Below are 21,626 nucleotides of genomic sequence, written 5' to 3'. Positions count from 1 at the left end.
TCAGCCCTTCGCGGATGTGGCAGTGCGCCCGCCGTTGTCGATGACTTCGATGACGGCGGGAAAGTACCGTCCCGAGAAACCATTGCGCGCGGTGGCCGAGTAATAGCGCTGCGCCAGCTCCGTCACCTGCGCATCCACACCGGTCGAGCTGGCAAGCTCCAGCACGTAGCCGATATCCTTGAGCACATACTCGGGCGGAAACGATTTTTCAGGAAAGTCGCGCGGCAGCATGGCCTTGCGGCCATGGTTGCGCAGCACGAAACTGTCGCCCGAACCCTTCGATACCGCGTCCAGCAAGGTTCCCGGAGCAACCCCCGCGCGCTCGCCAAGCACCATCATCTCCGCCAGCGCGACGGTGTTTTCAAACACCAGCGCATTGTTGATGAGCTTGACCACCTGCCCGCAGCCGACGGCGCCGCACAGCGTGACGTCCGAGGCCATGTAGCGCAGCAGGGGTTCGATGCGGGCGAACAATTCCGCGGATGCTCCCACCATGATGCTCAACTCGCCACGCTGCGCCGCCTCCCGCGTGCGGGCGACAGGCGCATCGGCAAAGGCCACACCCTGCGCGGCAAGCCGCTCGCCCACCGCGCGCGCCGAGGCAACAGTGGTCGTGCTCAGATCCACGATCACCTCCGGCTTGCGTGCTCCGCCCGCCAATCCTCCGGCACCCAGGCATACCGCTTCGACCGCGGGGCCGCCGGGAAGGGACAGCAGCACGATGTCGGCCTCGGCCGCCAGTTCCGCAAGGCTGGCCACACGGCGCGCCTTGGTTTCCTTCACCGCATCGAACGCCGCATCGTTGGAATCAAACGCCAGCACGGGGCCGGCATGCTTGAGCGCGACGTTGCGGCACATCGGGCCGCCCATCACGCCAAGGCCGACGAAACCGATCACGGGAGCTGCATTGCTGTTCGCTGTCATGGCTTGTCTCCGTTGGTTGCGCGATCAGTTCATCCACATGCCGCCGCTGATGTCGAGCGACGTGCCGGTGATCCAGTTGGATGCCGGCGAGCACAGGAACAGTGCCGCCTGCGCGATGTCCTGCGCGGTTCCGTAGCGGCCCAGCGGCACCGTGTTGTTGGCCGAAGGCGCCACGTTGCCGGTCACGTTGGCCCACATCGCCGTCTCCACCGGTCCGGGCGCGAGCGTGTTGGCGTATACGCCGTGGGGCGCTCCCGCCTTGGCGATCCAGCGCATCATTCCGTGGACCGCGCTCTTGGAAGCGACATAGGCGGGGCCGGACGCGACGCCGCCGTTCTTCGCCGCGATGGAGCCCGCCGCCAGGATCTTGCCGAAGCCCTGCCCGCACATCAGAGGAAAGAGCTTGCGGGTCGGATTGACCACGCCGCGCACGTTGACGTTCATGATCGCGTCCCACTCGTCATCCGTGCTGTCCCCCAGCGGGGTGCGCGCGATGATGCCCGCGCAGAGCACCAGGATGTCGATCTTGCCGTGCCGTGCGATCACGGAGTCGATGACCTCATCGGTCGCCGCGCGCGAGGTCACGTCGTACTGCAGGTATTCGATGCCCGGGCCGATGTCTTCGCTCGGCGCGCGGTCCGTGGCGATCACCTTCGCTCCCGCCGCGGCAAAAGCCGCGGAGATGGCCCGGCCCATGCCGCCCGCGCCGCCGGTGATGAATGCGACCTGTCCGCGCAGATCGGCCGGACCGCTCATATGTTGTGTCATTGCATTGCTCCTTGATGTTCTTGGTGTGGGTCTGTCCGTTCAGCGCGCATTCAGCGAAATACGGCCCTGGCCGACATCGCCAGTTCTCCATCGGGCCCACGCGCCCATAACGCAAGGCTTGCATCGCCGTCCCTGCGCCCTTCGAGCCGGAACGCGCGGCCCACGAACAGCGGACTCACTCCGCGAAAGTCGAACTGCGCGATCTGCCTGCCGCCGCCCTGCTCGAGCGCCAGTTGCTGCAGCAGCGTGGCGGTAAGGGGGCCGTGCACCACGAGATCGGGGTAGCCTTCCTCATCACGCGCATAAGCCTGGTCGTAATGAATGCGGTGGCCGTTGAAAGTGAGTGCCGAATAGCGGAACAGCAGCGTGGTGTCCGGGCTGAATTCCCGTGCGAACTGAGCCTCTTCGGCATACGGCTCGGCCTTGGGCCGCGGCGTGCCGGGCGGAGTGGCTTCCCGGTAGACGATGTCCTGCTCCTCGACAATGCATGTCTTGCCATCGCATGTCGTCGTATGCACCACGGTCACGAACCACAGCGATCCGCGCTTGCCCACCTTGTTTTCCACCTTGCCGATGAGGCTGCGCCGCATGGCCGCGCCGCCGATCGGCAGGTCGGCAAGATACTGGATGCGGCTGCCCGCCCACATGCGCCGCGGCAGCTCGATCGGAGGAAGGAATCCGCCGCGTTGCGGATGCCCGTCGGTGCCCAGGCCGCTCCTGCGCACCAGGGGGTTGAAGAACATCCATTGCCAGCCCGGCGGCAGCGCCTCGCCCGGGCCGGGAGCACGCTCCATGTCCAGCGTTGCGGCCATCGCCTGCACTGCGTGCGGGAGGATGGACTCGCGTTGCTCGTCTTCACGGCCGATCCAGGATTCATATGCAGCAGCATTCACCTTGCGTCACTCCTTGCTCAGGCCAGCTTGGCGTCGAAGACGGCGGCGGGATACGGGCGGAAATCACGCACCAGCTTGAAACCGCCGTCGGCCTGCGCCTCGATGATCCCTTCCTGCCGCGCGCCCCGGTGATCGCCCGCCTTGTAGCCGACGTTGCGCGCGCCGCCAATGCTGGCGTTGGTCATCGTCTCCATCACATCCACCAGATGGGCACGGGTGAGCGGCTTGCCGCTGTCCAGCAGCATCTTGAAGCCCTTGACGAACAGCGCGCCGTTGCTCCAGCCATTGAGCCCGAAAACCCCTACCGGATCATTCGGGTAGAGCTTGGCCACGTTCTCGCGATAGGCCTTGATCTCGGGATCGTCCGCGCCCACCGGCATCAGCCACGATGAGAAGTACGTGCCGTTGAGCAGGTCGCCCGCGAGCTTGCGCGTGGTCGGGTCGGCGGTGAAGAACGGCGCCATCCATTTGCCCTGGAAGCCCACGCGATCCGCCGCCTTGAGCGCGGAAGCAAGGTTGGCGTTGGAGCCGAACAGAATCACCACATCGGCCTTGGCGTTGGCCAGCTTGCGCACGTGCGGCGTAAAGTCGGTGTTGCGCACTTCGAAGGGAATCGACTCGGCCGCCTGTTTCTTGTGGGCATCCATATAGAGATCGAAGCCGCGCTTCGCGGAGCGTCCCAGCTCATCGTTCTCCCACAGCAGCGCCACCTTTGATGCCTTCAGATCGGTCAGCGCGAAATCCAGATTCGCCGCGGCGGACCAGCCATAGTCCGGCAACAGCGGAAATACCAGGCGCTCGGAAAACAGCGCCGTCGCGCCGCCGATCGGGCCAATCACCGGAAGACCCACTTCCTTGGCATAGGGAATCACTGCCACCGATTGCGCGGTGCCGGTGGGCGCTGCCAGCGCGAAGATCTTGTTTTCCTCGACCAGACGCCTGGTCACCGCCACGCTGCGCGCGGGCTCGTAGCCATCGTCGTAGGTGACGTAGTTGATCTTCCAGCCGTTCAGCGCGTTGGTCTCATTGGCCCATTTGAAGCACGCCTCGGCCGCATGCGTGAGCACCGTGTAGAACGGAACCGGGCCGGTGATCGGCGTGAACGCACCCACGGTGACGGTCTTGTTTGCAACGTCGATGCCGGGCGACACCTGCTGCGCGCCCACCCATTGCGGCATGGCAACCGACGCTGCCGCGGCAGCGCCCGTAGTGATGAACGACCTTCTCTGCATGTCTCGTCTCCTGAAATATTGTTTGAGGGAACTGCAAGCCTGAGCGCCATGCCAGCGTCAATAGAATGCATCATATAAATTTAGACAAAGTCAAAACAACAGGGATTTCCCCAGTGCTTTAGCTTTTGACAGAGGCAATATTGAAAACCGATAATTTATAGAATGCATTCTTTTCAATAACCAGGATCAACCATGTCAACACCTCCCCTTGCCGGACGGCGCGTGATCGAGCTCGGTTCCATGCTTGCCGCACCCTTTGCGACGCACATCCTTTCCCAGTTGGGCGCGGAAGTGATCAAGATCGAGCCGCCCATCGGGGATCCCACACGCGCCCTGGTGCGCGGCGGCCCGAGCGGTACCTTCATCGCCTACAGCCATGGCAAGAAAAGCATGTGCCTGGACCTGTCCAGGCCCGAAGGCCGCGAGGCCCTCTACCAGTTGCTCATGAACAGCGACGCGCTGGTGCACAACCTGGCGCCCAAGGCCGCCCGCAAGCTCGGCGTGTCGCGCGTGGATTGCGAACGCGTCAATCCCAAGCTGATCTATTGCCACATCCGCGGCTATGCGGCCGGTCCGCAGGCGGACGATCTGGCCTCCAACCCCGTGGCGGAAGCCTCCACCGGAGTCATGGAGGCCAATCGCGTGAACGGACGCCCAAGCCGCCTCGGCCCTTCCTACCATGACCAGTTCGCGGGCGCGTATGCCGTGATCGGCATTCTTGCGTCGCTGCTGCGCGATCAGCAAACCGCGACGGCCGAAGACCGGCACGTCGAGGTCGGCCTCTACGAAACAGGCCTGCACGTGGCCTCCCGCGACCTGGTGGCCGTGCAGCTCAAGCAGCATCTGCTGGGCCGCCCGGAGCGCGAACCCCACGGCGAGTTCGCCATGCCGGGCTACGGCGCATATCTCACGCGCGACGAGCGCTGGCTGTATCTGCTCATGCTGACCGACGGCCACTGGGCCAAGTTCTGCGAAGCCATGCGATTGCCCTATGGCGGAGATCCCCGGTACGCCACGCTCAAGATGCGCAAGAAGGCGCGCGAGCAAGTGGAGGACATGGTGAGGAACGCCATTGCCGCGCACGATCTCGATGCCGTGCAGGCCACGCTCAAGTCCCACGGCGTGGGCTGCACCGAGGTGCTGCCGCTCGAGCGCGTGCTCGAGGCCGAACAGGCGCATCAGCCCGGCAAGCTGCGCACGGTGGAGTTTCGCGGCATGGGGTTCGACGTGCCGGAGTTCCCTCGCGCTGGAGCGGACAGCGACGGGATCGGCACCATCGCGCCCGCCGAACTGGGCGAGCACACGCGGGAGATCCTGCAATCGCTGGGCCTGGGTGCCGAGAAGATCGACGCGCTGCTCGAATCAGGCGGCGTACAGGCGCACAAGCCCGGTTCATTCGCCTGGGCAGCCGTACGCGAAACCGCCTGAGCGGCTCCCGCCATGGACCAGCACGTTCAGCGCGAGGAACTGCATCATCGCCGGATCGACCTGCGCTTTTACCGGCGAGACGACGGCCTGCATGAAGTCGAGGGCCGTCTCGTGGACACCAAGCGGCACGCGTTTCGCCGCCAGCTCACCAGCGAAGACACAGCGCCCGGCACGCCCTTGCACGACATCACCGTCACACTGGTGATCGATGCCGGCATGCGGGTGGTCGATGCCACCGCGCGCATGCGCGCCACGCCCTTCGGCGTCTGCCTGGGCGCACAGCAAACGCTCGCGCCACTCAAGGGATTGCAGATGGGCGCGGGCTGGAACCGCAAGGCGCGCGAGCTGCTCAAGGGCGCGGCCTCATGCACGCATATCGTCGAGCTGCTCGGCCCCATGGCCACCACGGCATTCCAGGGGCTTGCACCCCAGCGCCTGGCGGAACTCAACGACCCCGCCAATGAACATCTGCACCGCGCCCGCCTGAACAGCTGCTTCGCCTATGCAGACCACCGCGAAGTGGTCGCGCAACTGTGGCCGCACCTGGGCAGGCGCACAGAACCCGGCACCTGAGCATTCGCATACCGCGTGGCGCGGTTTTCTACGCCACATGCACCGATCGGGGCGCTCACGCGGCGCCTTATTCCTACAACATCGACAGGAGACATTGGATGCCACACTCTTCCCCTCTTCACGCTGGCCGCAGGCAATGGATGGGCCAGGCTCTCGCATGCACCGCGCTGGCGGCCATGCCGCTACTGCCCCGCTCCGCGCTGGCCAGCGGCAAATATCCGGACAAGCCCATCCGGCTGCTGGTCGGCTTTCCTCCCGGCGGCGGCGCGGACTTCGTCGCGCGCCAGGTCGCCCAGCAGCTCGGACAGGCCTTGGGCGGCAGCATCGTGGTGGAGAACAAGGCCGGTGCGAACGGCGTGATCGCCGCCTCCGAGGTCGCCCGCGCAGCAGCCGACGGCTACACGCTGCTGCTGGGGGTGACGGCCAGCCAGACCATCAGCCCCGTGCTATCCACCAAGACGCCCTACGACCCGCTGCGCGACTTCACGCCCATCACCAATCTGGGCTCGACGCCGCTGGTGCTGGTGGTCAATCCCAGGCTGCCGGTGAAGACGACCCGGGACTTCATCGACTACGTGCGCCGCAGTGCCGAGCCGGTGCCCTACGGTTCCGCCGGCACGGGCAACATCACCCACATGGCTGCGGAACTGTTCATCCAGAAGACCGGGCTCTCCAACCTGCGCCACATTCCCTACAAGGGCAGCAGCCAGGTGCTGACCGACTTGCTGGGCGGCCATGTCGCGGCCTATTTCGACACGCTGCCATCGTCTCTTCCCTATATCCAGAGCGGCCAGCTGCGGGCGCTGGGAGTGAGCTCGCGCCAGCGCTCGCCCTCGGCGCCAGACATCCCGACACTCGACGAATCCGGCGCGCCGGGATATGACACGACGACGTGGTTCGGCCTGTTCGCTCCGCCGAACCTGAATGCCGAACTCGCGCACACCCTGCATGAGGCCACCAGGAAGGCCATGAGCGGCGCGCAAGCGCAACAGGGCATGACCGCACGCGGGGTCGAGCCGATTCTCAATTCACCGGAGAGCTTCCGCGCGGAGCTGGAAACGGAACTGGCCCGCTGGCGCACGGTCACCCAGGCTTCCGCCATCCGGCTGGACTGATGAATCCACAGCACACCCGGCTTTGATCACACGCAGCCCATAGGTTTTCAACAGGCTTTTCCACAGGCCTCGCGCCATATGGGCTGGCTGGCGCTCACCCGAGAGCGGGCTCGGTACGGCGGCGACGGCCTTGTGTGCGAGGCCTATGCGTGCCAGGCTCCGCTCGGCGGCTCTTGATCGTCATTGCTCCACAAAGTTATTCACAGATTGATGATTCATCCGAAATCCCTCAAAAATCGTTTCATTTGAATTGAAATTGTTTCTTCAATTCATTGAATTTAAATAGGTTTTCACAACAATCCACTTGTTGATGAGCTGTGAATAAGCACGGGTTTTCTGTTGATGGACCTGTTGAGAATCCGGCTTTTGGCGGCTCACTTGTCAACAATGTCAACCGCCCCACCGGGTATGCCCGTAGATCAGAAAACCGCCTCGATCAGGAACGGCCCCTTGCGTGCGAGCGCGGCTCTGACCGCATCACCGAATTCCGCGATGCTGGACACGCGAACGGCCTCCAGCCCGCACCCCTTGGCGATGGCCAGCCAGTCCAGGGCGGGATTGTCCAGATCCAGCATCTGGCAGGCGTTCTTGCCTGGAGTGCCCGCCCCGACGCTCTTGAATTCGCCGCGCAGGATCGCGTAGGTCCGGTTGGAGATAATGATGTTGAGCACATCGAGCCGCTCGCGCGCCTGCGTCCACAGGCCCTGCAGCGTGTACATCGCGCTGCCGTCGGCCTGCATGAGCACCACCTTGCGATCAGGACAGGCAACGGCCGCGCCTGTCGCCAGCGGAATGCCGCTGCCGATGGCGCCGCCCGTGATCTGCAGGTAATCATGGGGTGCGGCCTGCATGGTGTAGCGGAAGAAGTCGCGGCCCGAGCTGACCGACTCGTCGCAGACGATGGCGCCTTCCGGGATCAGCTCGGCCATGGCCTGCGCAAACGTCAGCGCATTGATCGGCGTCGAGGCGCTCCAGCTCAGATCGCCGGCGGCCTCCATACGAGGTTGCGAGACAAGGGATCGAGGCCGGTCGGCGGCGCCCACGGCGTCCGCCAGCCGCGTCAACGCCTCCAGCGCGTCACCTCCCGGCGGGCTCAGCTCGGTGATCCCGCAATCGGGCGGCAGCATCGATCCCGGCTTCTGCGGATAGGCGAAGAACGCGACCGGCGCTTTCGCTCCGATCAGGATGGCGTGCCCGTAGGGCGCGAGCAGCTTGATGGCCGCATCCACGTTGTAGGGAATGCGCTCGATCGAGACGCGGCCCCGGCCGCGCTGCGTGCGCGCATTGGATTGCTGCGCCAGCAAATGCGCTCCGGTGCGCTCGGCGATGCTCTGGGCAATCGCCAGCGCGTCCTCGCGCAGCGCGCGTCCCGACAGCATGATCAGCGTCTTTGCGCCCGCTTGCGACTCCAGCACCTTGACGCTCTCGCGCAATGCGCTTTCATCGAGCTGCAGCGTCTCAGCCGGCTTGGATTGCACCGGCGAGATCGATGTCCGCGACCATGCGGCATCCGCGGGCAGGATCAAAGTGGCGACCCCGCCGCCCAGCGTGGTCGATTCATGGATCGCCTGCGCCGCCTTCTGGGCCACATCATTGGCGCCGCGCACGCGACCGACCCACCTGGACATGGGCCGGGCCAGGGATTCGATGTCGCTGGTGAGCGGCGCGTCATGCTGCAGGTGGTAGCTTGCATGATCGCCCACGATATTCACCATCGGCGTGTGGGCGCGCCGCGCATTGTGCATGTTGGCCAGCGCGTTGGCCATGCCGGGGCCGGTGTGCAGCAAGGTGCATGCGGGCTTTTCCGCCATGCGCGCATAGCCGTCGGCCGCTCCCGTCACCACGCCTTCGAACAGGCCAAGAATGCAGCGCATCTGCGGCTTGCGGTCGAGCGCCGCCACGAAGTGCATCTCTGACGTGCCGGGGTTGGCAAAGCAGACGTCGATGCCGTTGCCCAGCAGCGTATCCACCAGCACATCGGCGCCGTTCCTGCTGGTTTCCGTTGTGTTTTTCTGATCCATGGTGTTTCCGGTATTGGGCCGGCTTACCTCTCCGTTCTTGAGGGATGGTGAATGGAATGATTTTCTCTTCTCGGCGGCAGCGGTGAAGATAACGCTGCTCCGCGGCCTCCGCCGCGCATGCTATTTGTCGATCACGATGTGGTTGTCGGCTATCACCTTTTTCCACACCTTGCCATTGGCGTCGATAAGGCTCTGCATGTCCGCGCGCATCACGTCGCTGGGCTCGGCGCCCATGGCCGCCACTTTTGCGCGGTAGTCCGCATTGCTGATCACTTTCCTGCTGGCGACGGTGAGTTTTTCCACGATGGGCGCGGGCACCCCCTTGGGCACCATCAGGCCGAACCAGCTGTAGGACACCATGTCGGGGTAGCCGCTTTCCTTGAACGTGGGAATGCCCGGCGACGAAGGAATGCGCTCGGCCGTGCTCACCGCGATGCCGCGGATCTTGCCCGCTTCCAACTGCTTCATCATGGACGGGTATTGGTCGATCAGCGCCGTGACCTGCCCGCCCAGCACCGCCGGGAGGAACTCGGCGACGCCCTTGAACGGCACGTGCATCCACTCAAAGCCGGCGGTCGTTGCAAACAGCGCACCGTTCAGGTGGTTGGAGGAGCCGACGCCCGGCGTGGCATAGGAAATCTCTCCAGGGCGCTTGCGGGCCTGCGCCACCAGGTCCTTGACCGACTGGATCGGCGACTCGGCGCTGACGCCCAGGATCAGTCCCATCCGCCCCATCACGGCAATCTGCTCGAAGTCTGCGTGCAGGTCGTAAGGCAGTGATTTGTAGAGATGCGGCGAAACCTCGAACGTGCCCGCATTGGATTGGCCCAGCGTATAACCGTCGGGCACGGCCTTGGCGGTGAGCGACGTTCCCAATTGCCCGGCCGCGCCCGGCTTGTTTTCCACGACGATCGACTGGCCCAGCTCTCGTCCCAGGAACTCGGAGAAATTGCGGGCCATGAGGTCCGCGGTTCCCCCCGCGGGATAGGGCACGATCATCTTGATGGGACGACTCGGGTAGTCGTCCGCCGCATGCGCGGCTGCCGCGCCGAGCAGCGGCAGAGCCAGGAAAAGAGCGCGGGAAATCAAGTGCTTGCGCATCGGCTGTCTCCTCTTGTCAAAGAACCGGCTGACGAAATCGTCCCCCGATCCGCGAGGCCTGCGCGAGCGGATCGGCGCAGGATCCTGGCTAGTTGGCGTAACCGGAAACAAACTCCTTGGCCGCTCCGGTCGCGGGATCGAACACGTGGCGGCGCACCTTGCCAATGTCCGCGCCGTATACGTGGATGCTGATCGACACCCGGTCATCGTAGGCATTGGCCACCTGATGGATGTCGCCGATGGCCGGCGAGACCGCCTCCACATCGCCGGGTTCGAGCCGCGCCTGCGCCGTGCTGGTCAGGGTGCCTGTGTTCTCGTCGCGCGCGAAGGACTGGGCGACTTCGGCATTGCGCAGCATGCCGATCAGGCCCCACACCGTGTGATCATGGATGGGGGTTTTCTGGCCCGGCCCCCACACGAAACTCACGACGCTGAAGCTGTCGTCAGGCGCGCAGTACAGGCGGTATTGCTGATAGAACTGGGGGTGCGGCTGCGCATGGCGGTCTTCGAGCCAGTCGTCATGCGCCACAAGCTCCTGGAGCAATCGGGAGCCTTCCTTCAGGATGCGCCGCTCATCATGGCGGGCGTCGCCGGCCAATCGGGTCATGGCGGCGATGAAATCGTCAAAACGCGGGTGCATGGGGTGGGTCATCTCCTTTTTATGAAACGGGGCGGCGGGCGCTCACTGGCTGAGGTTCACCTTCTTGAGCAGTTCGCCGTAGTACGCGCGGCCGCCATCCATGTCCCTGGCGTATTCGGGGCCGCTCTTCCAGCTTGCCGACAGGCTGATGTTGCCAAAGCGCTTGCGCGTCTCGGGCTCCTGCAGGATCTCCCGGGTTGCCTTGGCCAGCTTGTCCACGATGGGCTGGGGCGTGCCCGCCGGGACGGCAAGGCCCCAGAAACCCTCGAAAGGCAAGGTCACGTCAAAGCCCGCCTCCTTGGGCGTGGGCAGATCGGGGAGTTCGGGATTGCGCTCGCTGGCGAACGTCACGATGCCCTTGGCCCGGCCGCTCTTGACCGCCTCCAGCCCCACGCCGTCGATCAGAAAATCGGTGTGGCCCCCAAGCATCGCCGTGAGCGAATCCGCCGAGCCCTTGAAGGGCACGTGCAGCATGTCGAGCCCGGCGTCCTTTTTCAGGATCTCGCCGGCGAGATGGCCGCCGGAGGCCACGCCCGCGGAACCCCAGCTGAGCTTGCCCGGGTGCTTGCGCGCGTAATCCACCAGTTCCTGCAGCGTGCTGACGGGCAGTTCGTTGCGCACGGCAAGCACCGGCAGGTAGCCTGCCAGACTGCCCACGAAGGTGAAGCTCTTGACCGGGTCGTACGGCAGATCGCCGCGCAGATGCGGCAGGACGGTGAAGGCGGTGCTCGTCGCCAGCAGCAGCGTATATCCATCGGGCCTGGCGCGCGCCACCACGCCCGTGCCCAGCGAAGTGGTGCCGCCCGGCTTGTTTTCGATCACGATGGTTGCGCCCAATTTGGCGCGCAGCCGGTCGGCATAGATGCGCGCGAGGTTGTCGCTGTTACCGCCCGGCGGATAGGGAACGACGAAGACGATTTCCTTGTGCGGGTAGCCCGCCTCGTCAGCGGCGTGCGCAGAAACGGGCAGCCCCGCCATTGCCGCCGCGGCCAGCAAACCCGCGATCGCGCCGGACACCGTGCGCCTTTGAGCCTTGTTCAAACCGGTCATGTATCTACCCTTTGGATATGAATGCATCACTTATTCCAAAATATGGAACATTGTTCTTTACATGAATCGAAAATTGGCCGAAGTTTCCTTCGGCCCCTGGCTGCAGCTTTCGGCGGCCTCGCCTGCCGGCCCGCTTGCCGCGCGGGCGCGGCCATCGTCGGTGGCGAGTCCGATCCAATTCAAGATTTCTCATCGATCGATGGGGCAACTATACGGGCGTGGAAAAAAAAGTGTCAATGCGGATTCCGAGCATGCAAATACGCAAAATGGATATCCAGGCGGAGCGTGCGCGCAAGCGCCCCGCGCCCAGCGGACCATGGACACGCCCCGAGACTCCCGGCGGCTGCGTGTTCCCGCGCGGCGCCCGTCCAGGCGTTTTTTCGCTACAGATTGCGCAACGGAAACGGCCGCCAGGCCTTCTCCATGGCAAACCTTCTTGACCATCGCGCGCCTTTGATTAGAATTTGTTTCATCGCATTTTTAGAAACAGTGTTCTATATTTTGGAATTTCCAAGTACTGCATCAGGCCCGTCGAAGGGACGGCGCGGCGCGCGCATGCGCCGCCCTGTCCATGGCTTTCGCGCCTGAGCGCCACCGACGTCATCGATCCGAGGAGATCCATCCCATGCCAGTGAACAGCACCACACTTCTTCCCCTGCAGGGCGTCCGCGTCCTGGAGCTTTGCAATGTCGCCGCGGGGCCGTTCTGCGGCCTGCTGCTGGCCGACATGGGCGCGGATCTCATCAAGGTGGAGAACCCCACGGGCGGCGACACGTTGCGCACCTGGCCCCCCATCACCGACGGCTTCAGCGAGAACTTCGCATCGCTGAACCGCAACAAGCGCTCGGTCACGCTCGATCTGAAATCGCCCGAAGATATCGACAGGCTGCGCGAGCTGGTGCGCACCGCCGACGTTCTCATAGAAAACAACCGGCCCGGCGTGATGAAGCGCCTGGGACTCGACTACGAATCGCTCAAGGCCGTGAACCCGCGCCTGCTGTACTGCTCCATCTCGGCCTACGGCCAGAGCGGCCCGCGCGCCAGCGAAGGCGGCTTCGATCTCACGATCCAGGCGATGAGCGGCATCATGAGCGTGACCGGCGAGGCCGGCGGCGCGCCCGTGAAATGCGGCGTGCCGCTCAGCGACTTCGCGGCCGGCCTGTATGGCGCCTATGCGGTCGCCGCGTCGCTGCGCCACGTGCAGCAGACCGGGGAGGGCGCGCACATCGACGTGCCCATGCTCGGCACCTCGCTGGCGATCGCCGCGCTGCAGACCTCCGAGTATTTCGGCAGCGGCCGCGATCCCGGCAAGCTGGGCTCGGCCCACCCGCGCAACGCGCCGTATCAGGCTTTCCGCTGCAAGGACGGCTACTTCGCGATGGCCGCAGGCAACAATGCGCTGTGGCGCTCGGTCACCGCGGTTGTCGGCATGCCCGGCCTGCTCGATGACGAGCGCTTCACATCGCCCACCACGCGCGCAAGACACCAGGAGGCGCTGCGCGACATGCTGGAAGTGAAGTTCCTGGAGCACGACGGCGCGCACTGGCTCTCTGAATTCGCCTCCGCCGGCGTGCCGTGCGCGCCGATCAACAGCTATTCCCAGGTGCTGCAGGATCCGCAGGTGCGGCACATGGACTGGGTGCAGGAAATCACGCTGCCCGGCGAGAACGTCACCAGGACGTTCGTCTCTCCCATCAAGATCAACGGGCAAGGCCAGCCCGTGCGCATCAACCCGCCCGCGCTGGGCGAGCACAACGACGAAGTATTCGCCGACAGGGTGGCCGCGCAATGAACGGTTCGCCATCCCCACTGCTGATCGACAGGCACGCCACGCACTGGCTTCTCACGCTCGATCGCCCCGAAAAGCGCAACGCCCTCTCTGCCGATCTGGTTGAAGCCCTGCTGGATGCCGTCCAGCAGGCCAGGGCGCAGCAAGTGCCGCTGCTGGTACTGCAGGGCGCCGGCGCCAGTTTCTCGGCGGGTTTCGACTTCACCGGCTATGAAGAGCAGAGCGAAGGCGATCTGCTCCTGCGCTTCGTGCGCATCGAGACACTGCTCCAGGAGATCGCCTACGGCCCGTTCGCCACGCTTGCGCTGGCGCATGGAAACAACTTCGGCGCAGGCGTGGATCTGCTGGCTGCCTGCCGCCATCGCCATTGCGCGCCGCAGAGCAGGTTCCGCATGCCCGGGCTGAAGTTCGGCCTGGCGCTGGGCACGCGCCGGCTGGCGGCGCTGGTCGGTGAAAGCAACGCCTATTCGCTGCTGGAGACGACCGCCACATTCGACGACGAGCATGCGCGGCGCATCGGCTTCATGCATGGCGCGCAGGCCCGTGACGAGTGGCCAGAACTGATTCAAAAAACAAGTGAATGCACGCTCTCCCTGCCAACGGAAAGCCGCCAGTTCCTGCGGGACCTCACCCGCGGCGGCAACCGGGACGGTGACATGGCTGCACTGGTCGCATCGGCTTCCCGGCCCGGACTCAAGGAGCGCATCCGCTCATATCGGGAAGAAAGCGCCGCCGCCAGGCCCAGGAGCTGAGAACGCGAGACATGCCCGCGGTAGACTCCGCCAGGCACGGGCGGTTCGGCTGCGGGATGGGTATTTGTTGACAAATATCATTGGTCTTTCTTCGCGGATCGACAAATATTGCGAATAGGAATTAATCGCAATACATTTTGATGACCCGGCGCGGCCATGTTGCACGCCGAAATGCGTCCGGAGCCGCCGCGCCCCGTCAACGCGCCGTCCAGATGCATGAGCGGGCCGCTGCCCTTTCCCCGGGCGCTGGTCATGCGCGCCCGATGTGCGCGCAGGTGAATTCCGCGCGGCCCCCGTGGCCGCGCTCGTGGTGACTCCGTTTTCATCCCCGCCCAGCCCAACGCCTTTGCGTCCAGCCACTGCGGTATCCAACTGCTAGCAAGGACCCAGATGCATTCATGCCCATCATCCGTTGCCGCGCCGGTCATCACGGCGCTGCTTTTGCTTGGCCGCCCGGCATACGCCCAGGAAACCCCGGACCATGACGCGCAGGCCAAGGCCGAAACGCCGCCCGCCCCACAAGCGGCATCGCGCGCGCTGCCCTCCGTGACCGTGACGGCAACGCTCAGCGAGCACGACACGGTCACCGCGCCCGCCAGCGTCACCGTCATCACCGCCGAGGACCTGGCCGAGCGCAACGCCACCGATCTGCTGGACGCGGTGCGCGGCGCTCCCGGCATCACGCTCACCGCGCGCCAGGTGGGCGGGCGCAAGACCATCGCGCTGCGCGGCCTGGAAGGCAAGCACACGCTCACGCTGATCGACGGCCGCCGCATCAGCGCGAGCGACGACGTGATCGGGCACTCGGACTACCAGTACGGCTGGCTGCCGATGTCCGCCGTCGAACGCGTGGAGATCATCCGCGGGCCGATGTCCGCGCTCTATGGCTCGGAGGCGCTGGGCGGCGTGATCAACCTCATCACACGCAAGCCCAAGGACCACTGGATCGGCTCGCTCGGCCTCTCGGGCAACCTGCCTTTGAACGCCGACAGCGCCTCGCGCGAGGCGCGCGCATCGGTCTATGCGGCCGGCCCGCTCGGCGAGAAGGCCAGCCTCTCGGTGCAGGCCGAGGGCAGCTACCGCGGCATGGCGGCGCTGCCGGAAGACGAGCGCTACAGCGAGATCGAGGGCCGCCGCCCGCGCACCATCGGCGTCAATGGCGAGTGGGAGATCGCCCGCGGCCACGTGCTGGAGGCTGGCCTGTTCGATGGCAAGGAGTCGCGCTTCTACGACGACGTGAGTTCGAGCAGCGGCGCCTATCACAACCGCTACGACATCGACCGCAGCCAGGCGCACGTGGGCTGGCGGGGCCAGTCCGACAACTGGCGCGGACAGTTGCGCGCCTACCGCAGCGAGATGAACGTGCGCAACTCCCGCACCAACGGCGTGGCAGCCACACGCCCGCAGGACATGCGCGACACCGTGGTGGACGGCCACGCCGCCATGAAACTGGGCACGCATCTGCTCACCGCGGGCGGCGAATGGCGCGACGAGGAACTGGTCAACGCCGGCCTGACGAACGGCAGCGACGACGCGACGCACAAGGCGCTCTTCGTGCAGGACGAGTTCTCGCTGGGCGCGCGCCTGTCGGCCACGCTGGGCCTGCGCGCGGACCATCACGAGATGTTCGGATCCTACTTCAGCCCCCGCGCCTACCTGGTGTGGGAAGCCACGCCCGACCTGGTCGTCAAGGGCGGCTATGGACGCGCCTTCAAGGCGCCGACCATCAAGCAGATCTCGCCCAACTACGTGGGCGCGGAGGGACCGCACACCTTCATGGGCAACGGCGACCTGCGGCCCGAAACGTCCGGCTCCTTCGAGCTGGGCGCGTACTGGCAGGCGCTGCCCGCGCTGCGGCTCAACGCCACACTGTTCCATACCGACGTGAAGCAGCTCATCACCTACCGCCTCGTGAAGACGGAAGGCACGCGCCGCACCTACATCTACGACAACGTGGATCAGGCGCGCGTGCGCGGCCTGGAGACGGGTTTTGCCTGGGACGTGACCTCCGCGCTGCAGTGGAGCACGGACGCGCAGTTCCTGCGCACGCGCGACAAGGCCACGGGCAAGCAGCTCTCCGACCGGCCCCGCACCAGCTTCACCTCGCGCCTGTCCTGGCGCGTGGCCCATTGGACGGCGCAGGTCGAGGCCGAATACACCGGCAGCCAGATCAGCTCCAGCGCACGCCTGCCCGCCTATACGCTGTGGAACGCCAGCGTGGGCCGCATGTGGAACCTGGGCGACGACCGCAAACTACATCTGCGCGCGGGGCTGCAGAACATGGGCGACCTGCGGCTGGCCGAAAAATCCCCCGCGTTCGGATACGCCGAGCAAGGCAGGCGCGTCTTCGTGTCCGGCAGGCTGGATTTCTGAGGACGCAGGACACCTGCCATGAAGCAACTGAAGTCACTGTTTCTTGCCTGCTGGATATTGCTGCTGTGCTGCGCGGCGCAGGCGGCCGACGGCAAGCTCTCGCTGCTGTTCATCGCCACCGGCAACGTGCCTGCGGGCAAGTTCCACCAGCTCGCGGACATCGCCCGGCCGCACGGCATCACGCTCGAGATCCGCTATCTCAACCAGTTGCCGGAAAATGCCGATGCCGGGCTGTGGGAAGGCCATGACGCCGTGTTCGTCGACAGCTACCTCACCGACGCCGTTCAGCTGCGGCTGGCGGCGGCGCTGCCCGGGCTCAGGCAGCCCATCGTCTGGCTCTACGGCAAGGAACAGGCGGCCAGCGGCATTCCCGCGCCCCTGGCGCAGCGCCTGCGGACCTACTACGTGAACGGCGGCAGGCAGAACTTCACCGGCTTCTTCGCCACGGTCGCGGCGCACCTGCGCGGCAAGCCGGCCGAGGGCATCGCCGAGCCCATCGTGTTCCCCAAGGCCGCCGTCTACCATCCGCGCGCGCCCGGGCTGGTGTTCGGCGATTCCGCCGCCTACCTGCGGTGGATATTCAAGGAAAAGGGCCGGTCCGCGGCCTCCTCCGCTCGCCCGCCCGTCATCGGCATCGCGCTGCACCAGCAATACATCGCCGCCATGCAGACCGAGTTCATCGACGACCTCATCCGGCGCATCGAGGCCGCAGGCGCCGTGGCCCTGCCCTTCTATACCCCGATGCTCGACGCCGACGGCTTCACGCGCCTGCTGCGCCCCGGCGGCGCACAGGGCGAGACACTGGCCGACGTGCTGATCACCACGCAGATCATGCTCAATCCGGAAGAACGGCGGCGCGAGTTCGAGGAACTGGGCATCCCCGTGCTGCAGGCCATGTCCTGGCGGCGCGGCGACGAAGCGCAATGGGCCGAAAGCCGGCAGGGCGTGACGCTGATGGACGTGCCTTTCTACCTCGCCCAGCCCGAATACGCCGGCGTGACCGACATCCAGGTCGCCGCCGCCACGCGCAAGGGCGACGAGCAGGTCGTGCCCATCGCCGCGCAGGCGCGGGCCGTGGTGGACAAGGCGCTGCGCATGGTGGCGCTGCAGCGCAAGCCCAGGGCCGACAAGCGCCTGGCCGTGATGTTCTGGAACTACCCGCCCGGTGAGAAAAACCTGAGCGCATCGTTCCTGAACCTGCCGCGCAGCCTGCAAAGCACGCTGTCCAGCCTGTCGGCCGCGGGCTATTCCACGCAGGCCCCCGAGGAAGAGCCGCTCATCAGGCTGCTGCAGCGCCTGCTCGCGCCCACATACCGCAGCGGCCAGTTGCAGCCCCTGCTGGACGACGGACTGGCCGACCGCATGCCGGTGGCCAGCTACCGCCAGTGGCTCGCCACGCTGCCGCAGGCCACGCAGGACGAGCTGCGCGCCGCGTGGGGCGAGCCGGAGCAATCGGCCATGGTGGTGCGCGAGGGCGGCACGGCGTATTTCGTGATCCCGCGCCTGCTCCTGGGCCATGTCGCCGTGCTGCCGCAGCCGCCGCGCACCGAACGCTGGGACCCGCGCGCCAAGGCGCTCTACCACTCCAGCACGGCCATGCCTTCGCACCACTATCTCGCCGTCTACCTGTGGGCCCGCCAGCAGTGGCGCGCCGATGCGCTGGTGCACTACGGCACCCACGGCACGCAGGAGTGGCTGCCGGGCAAGGAGCGCGGCCTCTCTGTGTATGACCCGCCGATGCTCGCCGTGGGCGACCTGCCGGTGGCCTATCCCTATATCGCGGACAACATCGGCGAGGCCATGCAGGCCAAGCGCCGCGGGCGCGCCGTCACCATCACGCACCAGACCCCGCCATTCGCGCCCGGCGGCCTGCACGAGGCGCTCACCCACATCCACGATCTGCTGCACCAGTGGCTGGCGCAGGACGAGGGCGCGGTCAAGGAGCGCATCTTCACCGACCTGCTGGACGCCGCGCGCCGCGAAAGGCTGCTCGCCGACATGGGCTGGAGCGAGCCGCGCGCACGCGAATCCACGCGCGAATTCGTCGACGCCCTGCACGCGCAGCTCCATGAACTGGCCGAGACCGCCCAGCCGCAGGGACTGCACACGCTGGGCCGCGCGCCCGAGGAGCTGCACCGCCTGGGCACCGTGCTGCTGATGCTGGGGCGCGAATTCTGGCAGGAAGCCGCGCGGCATGCCGGCGTGCCGCAGGGCGATCTGGACGAAGCCCTGGTCGGCCCCTGGACACGCCTGCCCGACACCGAGCCCTACCGCCTGCTGCAGCGCCACGTGGTGGCGGGCGAGAGCACCGACGACCTGCCGCCCGCCCTGCGTGATGCGATCGCGCGGGCCCGCAAGGCGTACGACAACCTGGGCGCCCAGCAGGAAAACGCGGCGCTCATCACCTTCCTCGACGGACGGCATCTCGCCACATCCTACGGCGGCGACCCCATCAAGAACCCCGACGCCTATCCCACGGGCCGCAACCTGTATGGGTTCGACCCTTCGCGCGTGCCCACGCGCCAGGCCTGGGAGGCCGGCAAGCAGTCCGCCGAACAGATGCTCGCCGAGCACCGCCGCCTGCACGGCCGCCAGCCCTCCAAACTCACATTCAGCCTGTGGTCCGTGGAGACCATGCGCCACCAGGGCCAGCTCGAGGCGCAGGCGCTGTGGCTCCTGGGCGTGGAGCCGGTGTGGGACGATGGCGGACGGGTGACCGGCGTGCGGCTCGTGCCGCGCGAAGAGCTGGGAAGGCCGCGCGTGGACGTGGTGCTCTCCGCCACCGGACTGTACCGCGACCACTTTCCCAACACGCTCAAGCAACTGGCGCAGGCCGTCCTGCTGGCCTCCCGGGCCCAGGAAGAGGACAACCCCGTGGCCGCCAACGCGCGCGCCATCACCGGGCGGCTGCTCGCGCAGGGAGTACCCGGCAAGGCCGCAGAGGCGGCAGGCGCCACGCGCATCTTTTCATCCGAGAGCGGGCGCTACGGCACGGGCCTGGACGATGCGGTGCTGGACACCGGCGCGTGGAAGGGCAAGGCCGAGGGCGACCGCAAGCTCGCCGAACTCTACCTCTCGCGCATGCAGTACGCCTACGGACCCGACGAGCAGCAGTGGGGCGAACCGGGCGTGGACGGAGCCAGGAACGTGAACCTGTATGCCGAGCACCTGCGCGGCACGGAAGGCGCGGTGCTCTCGCGCTCCTCCAATCTCTACGGTATGCTCACCACCGACGATCCGTTCCAGTACCTGGGCGGCATCTCGCTGGCCGTTCGCCATCTGGACGGCAAGGCGCCGGAGCTCTACATCAGCAACCTGCGCGGCCAGGGCGCGGGCCGCGTCGAAGGCGCGGCGCAATTCCTCGCCAAGGAACTGGCCACCCGCCAGTTCCATCCCGGCTACATCCAGGGACTGATGAAGGAAGGCTACGCCGGCACGCTGCAGGTGCTGGACGCCACCAACAATTTCTGGGGCTGGACGGCCACGGCCCGCGAGGTCGTGCGCGACGACCAATGGCAGGAAATGGCGGACGTCTACGTGCGCGACAAGCACCACCTGGGCCTGCGCGAATGGTTCGAGCGGCACAACCCGCACGCGCTGGCGCAAAGCATCGAGCGCATGCTTGAAGCCGCGCGCCAGGGCTACTGGCAGGCCGACGAGGCCACGGTCAGCGAACTCAAGGAGCGCTGGCAGGACCTTGCCCGCAGGCACGACGTGCGCAGCGACAACGCCGCCTTCGCCGCCATGGTGGGCGCGCGCACCCTGCCCGGCGCGGGGTTCGGCATGGCCGCCCCCGGCGCGGCCGCGCCCAAGGCCACGGCGCAGCTCCCGCAAACCCTGTTCCCTCCCGCCACGCCGCCCGCCCCCAAGGCACCCGATACACCGCCGCCCGAGGCGCAGCAACCCCAGCCGCCCGAAGCGCCGCTATCCGGCCTGCTGCTGCAGCCCACGGCACCCGAGCCGCCCCCCGCCCATCCGGCCGCCGCGCGCTGGCTGCTGGCGCTCCTGGGCGCCCTGGCGCTGGCGGGCGCCTGGGGGCAGCACCGGCGATTTCGCGCTACCGCTTGAACACGACACCATCCACAAGGAAACCGCATCATGAACAATCCCATCGAAGTGGCGATGTACGACGTCAGCCAGATTTTTCTCTACCCCGTGCTGATCGCCATCGCCCTGCTGTTCGCGCACGCCTTCTATGCCCTGGGGGCATTCGGCTGGCAGGCCCTGCAACGAAAACGGGGGCTGGCCGCCGGGTTCGAACTGCACTCGGCGCTGGCGGCGGACGCCTCGCTCACGCCCGTCGAGCTGGAAACGCTGGCCGTCAAGCGCCTGGAGGTCGCCCGCATCGCCACGCGCGTGGCGCCCATGCTGGGTCTCGTCGCCACCATGATCCCCATGGGCCCGGCGCTCAAGGCGCTCGCCGATGGCCAACTGGCCGATGTCTCGCGCAGCCTCATGGTCGCCTTCTCCGCCGTGATCCTCGCGCTGCTGGCCGCGGCCATCAGCTTCACCGTGGTCAACGTGCGCAAGCGCTGGTATGCTTCCGACCTGGCCGCCATCGAGCACCGCATGGCAGAGCGCGACAGCGCCGCCGCCGAGCTGGCGCGGGAGGTGGCGGCATGAAGCATCTGCGCCTCATGGACGAGGGCGACGCCGACGATCCGATACTCTCCGTCGTCAACCTCATCGACGTATTCCTGGTCATCATCGCCGCGCTGCTGCTGGCCGTGGCGCAAAGCCCCGCCAATCCGTTCTCGGCGGAACAGGTGACGGTGATCCGCAACCCCGGCAAGGAGAACATGGAGATCATCGTCAAGGACGGCGAGAAGCTCGAGCACTACCGCGCCAGCGGCGAGATCGGCGAAGGCCAGGGGGCCAAGGCCGGCGTCGCCTACCGGCTCAAGGACGGATCGATGGTGTACGTGCCCGAGTCGGGCATGCCCGGCGCGCCGGCCGCTCAGTAAGAG

General features: G+C 66.4%; 17 protein-coding genes. 9 read left to right on the top strand and 8 right to left on the bottom strand.

Annotated features, from left to right (window positions below):
• From ABWP92_RS03755 to ABWP92_RS03740, 4 genes are read right to left on the bottom strand one after another with little or no spacing between them, the layout of a single operon-like run.
• On the bottom strand, positions 1 to 924 hold the full coding sequence (locus ABWP92_RS03755) for an NAD(P)-dependent oxidoreductase (RefSeq protein ID WP_353234014.1): 924 nt from the start codon (positions 922 to 924) through the stop codon (positions 1 to 3).
• 24 nt (positions 925 to 948) lie between these two features.
• Positions 949 to 1,692: an SDR family NAD(P)-dependent oxidoreductase gene (locus ABWP92_RS03750; protein WP_353234013.1), complete on the bottom strand. Its 744-nt coding sequence runs from the start codon at positions 1,690 to 1,692 to the stop codon at positions 949 to 951.
• Between the two features lie 50 nt (positions 1,693 to 1,742).
• Positions 1,743 to 2,585, bottom strand: a complete 843-nt coding sequence (locus ABWP92_RS03745; protein WP_353234012.1) for an HTD2 family dehydratase — start codon at positions 2,583 to 2,585, stop codon at positions 1,743 to 1,745.
• A 17-nt stretch (positions 2,586 to 2,602) separates the two neighbouring features.
• Positions 2,603 to 3,817, bottom strand: coding sequence for an ABC transporter substrate-binding protein (locus tag ABWP92_RS03740; RefSeq protein WP_353234011.1), 1,215 nt, complete (start codon positions 3,815 to 3,817; stop codon positions 2,603 to 2,605).
• Positions 3,818 to 4,009: 192 nt separating this feature from the next.
• On the opposite strand from ABWP92_RS03740, the gene ABWP92_RS03735 reads away from it, so the two are divergent.
• The 3 genes from ABWP92_RS03735 to ABWP92_RS03725 all read left to right on the top strand — a co-directional run bounded on the left by ABWP92_RS03735 (position 4,010) and on the right by ABWP92_RS03725 (position 6,933).
• The gene (locus ABWP92_RS03735; protein WP_353234010.1) at positions 4,010 to 5,245 is read left to right on the top strand and encodes a CaiB/BaiF CoA transferase family protein; all 1,236 of its coding nucleotides are present in this window, start codon (positions 4,010 to 4,012) and stop codon (positions 5,243 to 5,245) included.
• Between the two features lie 12 nt (positions 5,246 to 5,257).
• The gene (locus ABWP92_RS03730; protein ID WP_353234009.1) at positions 5,258 to 5,818 is read left to right on the top strand and encodes a DUF2889 domain-containing protein; all 561 of its coding nucleotides are present in this window, start codon (positions 5,258 to 5,260) and stop codon (positions 5,816 to 5,818) included.
• A 98-nt stretch (positions 5,819 to 5,916) separates the two neighbouring features.
• Positions 5,917 to 6,933 (top strand): Bug family tripartite tricarboxylate transporter substrate binding protein, encoded by a 1,017-nt coding sequence (locus tag ABWP92_RS03725; RefSeq protein ID WP_353234008.1) that lies wholly within the window; start codon positions 5,917 to 5,919, stop codon positions 6,931 to 6,933.
• Between the two features lie 419 nt (positions 6,934 to 7,352).
• On the opposite strand, the gene ABWP92_RS03720 is transcribed toward ABWP92_RS03725, so the two are convergent.
• The 4 genes from ABWP92_RS03720 to ABWP92_RS03705 form a co-directional block, all read right to left on the bottom strand.
• Positions 7,353 to 8,954, bottom strand: a complete 1,602-nt coding sequence (locus tag ABWP92_RS03720; RefSeq protein ID WP_353234007.1) for an acetolactate synthase large subunit — start codon at positions 8,952 to 8,954, stop codon at positions 7,353 to 7,355.
• Positions 8,955 to 9,074: 120 nt separating this feature from the next.
• Entirely contained in the window at positions 9,075 to 10,055 is a 981-nt protein-coding gene (locus tag ABWP92_RS03715) for a Bug family tripartite tricarboxylate transporter substrate binding protein (protein WP_353234006.1), read from the bottom strand.
• Between the two features lie 88 nt (positions 10,056 to 10,143).
• A complete protein-coding gene (locus ABWP92_RS03710; protein ID WP_502907442.1) occupies positions 10,144 to 10,695 on the bottom strand; it encodes a cysteine dioxygenase family protein in 552 nt (183 codons plus the stop codon).
• Positions 10,696 to 10,737: 42 nt separating this feature from the next.
• Positions 10,738 to 11,745: a Bug family tripartite tricarboxylate transporter substrate binding protein gene (locus tag ABWP92_RS03705; protein WP_353234005.1), complete on the bottom strand. Its 1,008-nt coding sequence runs from the start codon at positions 11,743 to 11,745 to the stop codon at positions 10,738 to 10,740.
• A gap of 625 nt (positions 11,746 to 12,370) precedes the next feature.
• On the opposite strand from ABWP92_RS03705, the gene ABWP92_RS03700 reads away from it, so the two are divergent.
• From ABWP92_RS03700 to ABWP92_RS03675, 6 genes are all read left to right on the top strand, one after another.
• On the top strand, positions 12,371 to 13,537 hold the full coding sequence (locus ABWP92_RS03700; protein WP_353234004.1) for a CaiB/BaiF CoA transferase family protein: 1,167 nt from the start codon (positions 12,371 to 12,373) through the stop codon (positions 13,535 to 13,537).
• Positions 13,534 to 14,286 (top strand): enoyl-CoA hydratase/isomerase family protein, encoded by a 753-nt coding sequence (locus ABWP92_RS03695; RefSeq protein ID WP_353234003.1) that lies wholly within the window; start codon positions 13,534 to 13,536, stop codon positions 14,284 to 14,286. Before ABWP92_RS03700 ends, ABWP92_RS03695 begins: the two co-directional genes overlap by 4 nt.
• A 390-nt stretch (positions 14,287 to 14,676) precedes the next feature.
• Positions 14,677 to 16,659: a TonB-dependent receptor plug domain-containing protein gene (locus ABWP92_RS03690; RefSeq protein WP_353234002.1), complete on the top strand. Its 1,983-nt coding sequence runs from the start codon at positions 14,677 to 14,679 to the stop codon at positions 16,657 to 16,659.
• An 18-nt stretch (positions 16,660 to 16,677) separates the two neighbouring features.
• A complete protein-coding gene (gene cobN, locus ABWP92_RS03685) occupies positions 16,678 to 20,727 on the top strand; it encodes a cobaltochelatase subunit CobN (RefSeq protein ID WP_353234001.1) in 4,050 nt (1,349 codons plus the stop codon).
• Between the two features lie 30 nt (positions 20,728 to 20,757).
• Positions 20,758 to 21,282: a MotA/TolQ/ExbB proton channel family protein gene (locus ABWP92_RS03680; RefSeq protein WP_353234000.1), complete on the top strand. Its 525-nt coding sequence runs from the start codon at positions 20,758 to 20,760 to the stop codon at positions 21,280 to 21,282.
• Positions 21,279 to 21,623, top strand: coding sequence for a DUF2149 domain-containing protein (locus ABWP92_RS03675; RefSeq protein ID WP_353233999.1), 345 nt, complete (start codon positions 21,279 to 21,281; stop codon positions 21,621 to 21,623). Before ABWP92_RS03680 ends, ABWP92_RS03675 begins: the two co-directional genes overlap by 4 nt.
• Positions 21,624 to 21,626: the final 3 nt, after the last annotated feature.

Origin of the sequence: Diaphorobacter ruginosibacter (genome assembly GCF_040396215.1) — a bacterium.
GTDB lineage: Bacteria > Pseudomonadota > Gammaproteobacteria > Burkholderiales > Burkholderiaceae_C > Diaphorobacter_A > Diaphorobacter_A ruginosibacter_A.
This window is presented reverse-complemented; position numbering and strand designations above follow the sequence as displayed.

What these genes read in the sequence shown, in the direction of transcription:
- ABWP92_RS03755 (WP_353234014.1), bottom strand. Translation starts at nt 924, where the DNA reads ATGACAGCGAACAGCAATGCAGCTCCCGTGATCGGTTTCGTCGGCCTT.
- ABWP92_RS03750 (WP_353234013.1), bottom strand. Translation starts at nt 1,692, where the DNA reads ATGACACAACATATGAGCGGTCCGGCCGATCTGCGCGGACAGGTCGCA.
- ABWP92_RS03740 (WP_353234011.1), bottom strand. Translation starts at nt 3,817, where the DNA reads ATGCAGAGAAGGTCGTTCATCACTACGGGCGCTGCCGCGGCAGCGTCG.
- ABWP92_RS03735 (WP_353234010.1), top strand. Translation starts at nt 4,010, where the DNA reads ATGTCAACACCTCCCCTTGCCGGACGGCGCGTGATCGAGCTCGGTTCC.
- ABWP92_RS03730 (WP_353234009.1), top strand. Translation starts at nt 5,258, where the DNA reads ATGGACCAGCACGTTCAGCGCGAGGAACTGCATCATCGCCGGATCGAC.
- ABWP92_RS03725 (WP_353234008.1), top strand. Translation starts at nt 5,917, where the DNA reads ATGCCACACTCTTCCCCTCTTCACGCTGGCCGCAGGCAATGGATGGGC.
- ABWP92_RS03720 (WP_353234007.1), bottom strand. Translation starts at nt 8,954, where the DNA reads ATGGATCAGAAAAACACAACGGAAACCAGCAGGAACGGCGCCGATGTG.
- ABWP92_RS03715 (WP_353234006.1), bottom strand. Translation starts at nt 10,055, where the DNA reads ATGCGCAAGCACTTGATTTCCCGCGCTCTTTTCCTGGCTCTGCCGCTG.
- ABWP92_RS03710 (WP_502907442.1), bottom strand. Translation starts at nt 10,695, where the DNA reads ATGCACCCGCGTTTTGACGATTTCATCGCCGCCATGACCCGATTGGCC.
- ABWP92_RS03705 (WP_353234005.1), bottom strand. Translation starts at nt 11,745, where the DNA reads ATGACCGGTTTGAACAAGGCTCAAAGGCGCACGGTGTCCGGCGCGATC.
- ABWP92_RS03700 (WP_353234004.1), top strand. Translation starts at nt 12,371, where the DNA reads ATGCCAGTGAACAGCACCACACTTCTTCCCCTGCAGGGCGTCCGCGTC.
- ABWP92_RS03695 (WP_353234003.1), top strand. Translation starts at nt 13,534, where the DNA reads ATGAACGGTTCGCCATCCCCACTGCTGATCGACAGGCACGCCACGCAC.
- ABWP92_RS03690 (WP_353234002.1), top strand. Translation starts at nt 14,677, where the DNA reads ATGCATTCATGCCCATCATCCGTTGCCGCGCCGGTCATCACGGCGCTG.
- cobN (WP_353234001.1), top strand. Translation starts at nt 16,678, where the DNA reads ATGAAGCAACTGAAGTCACTGTTTCTTGCCTGCTGGATATTGCTGCTG.
- ABWP92_RS03680 (WP_353234000.1), top strand. Translation starts at nt 20,758, where the DNA reads ATGAACAATCCCATCGAAGTGGCGATGTACGACGTCAGCCAGATTTTT.
- ABWP92_RS03675 (WP_353233999.1), top strand. Translation starts at nt 21,279, where the DNA reads ATGAAGCATCTGCGCCTCATGGACGAGGGCGACGCCGACGATCCGATA.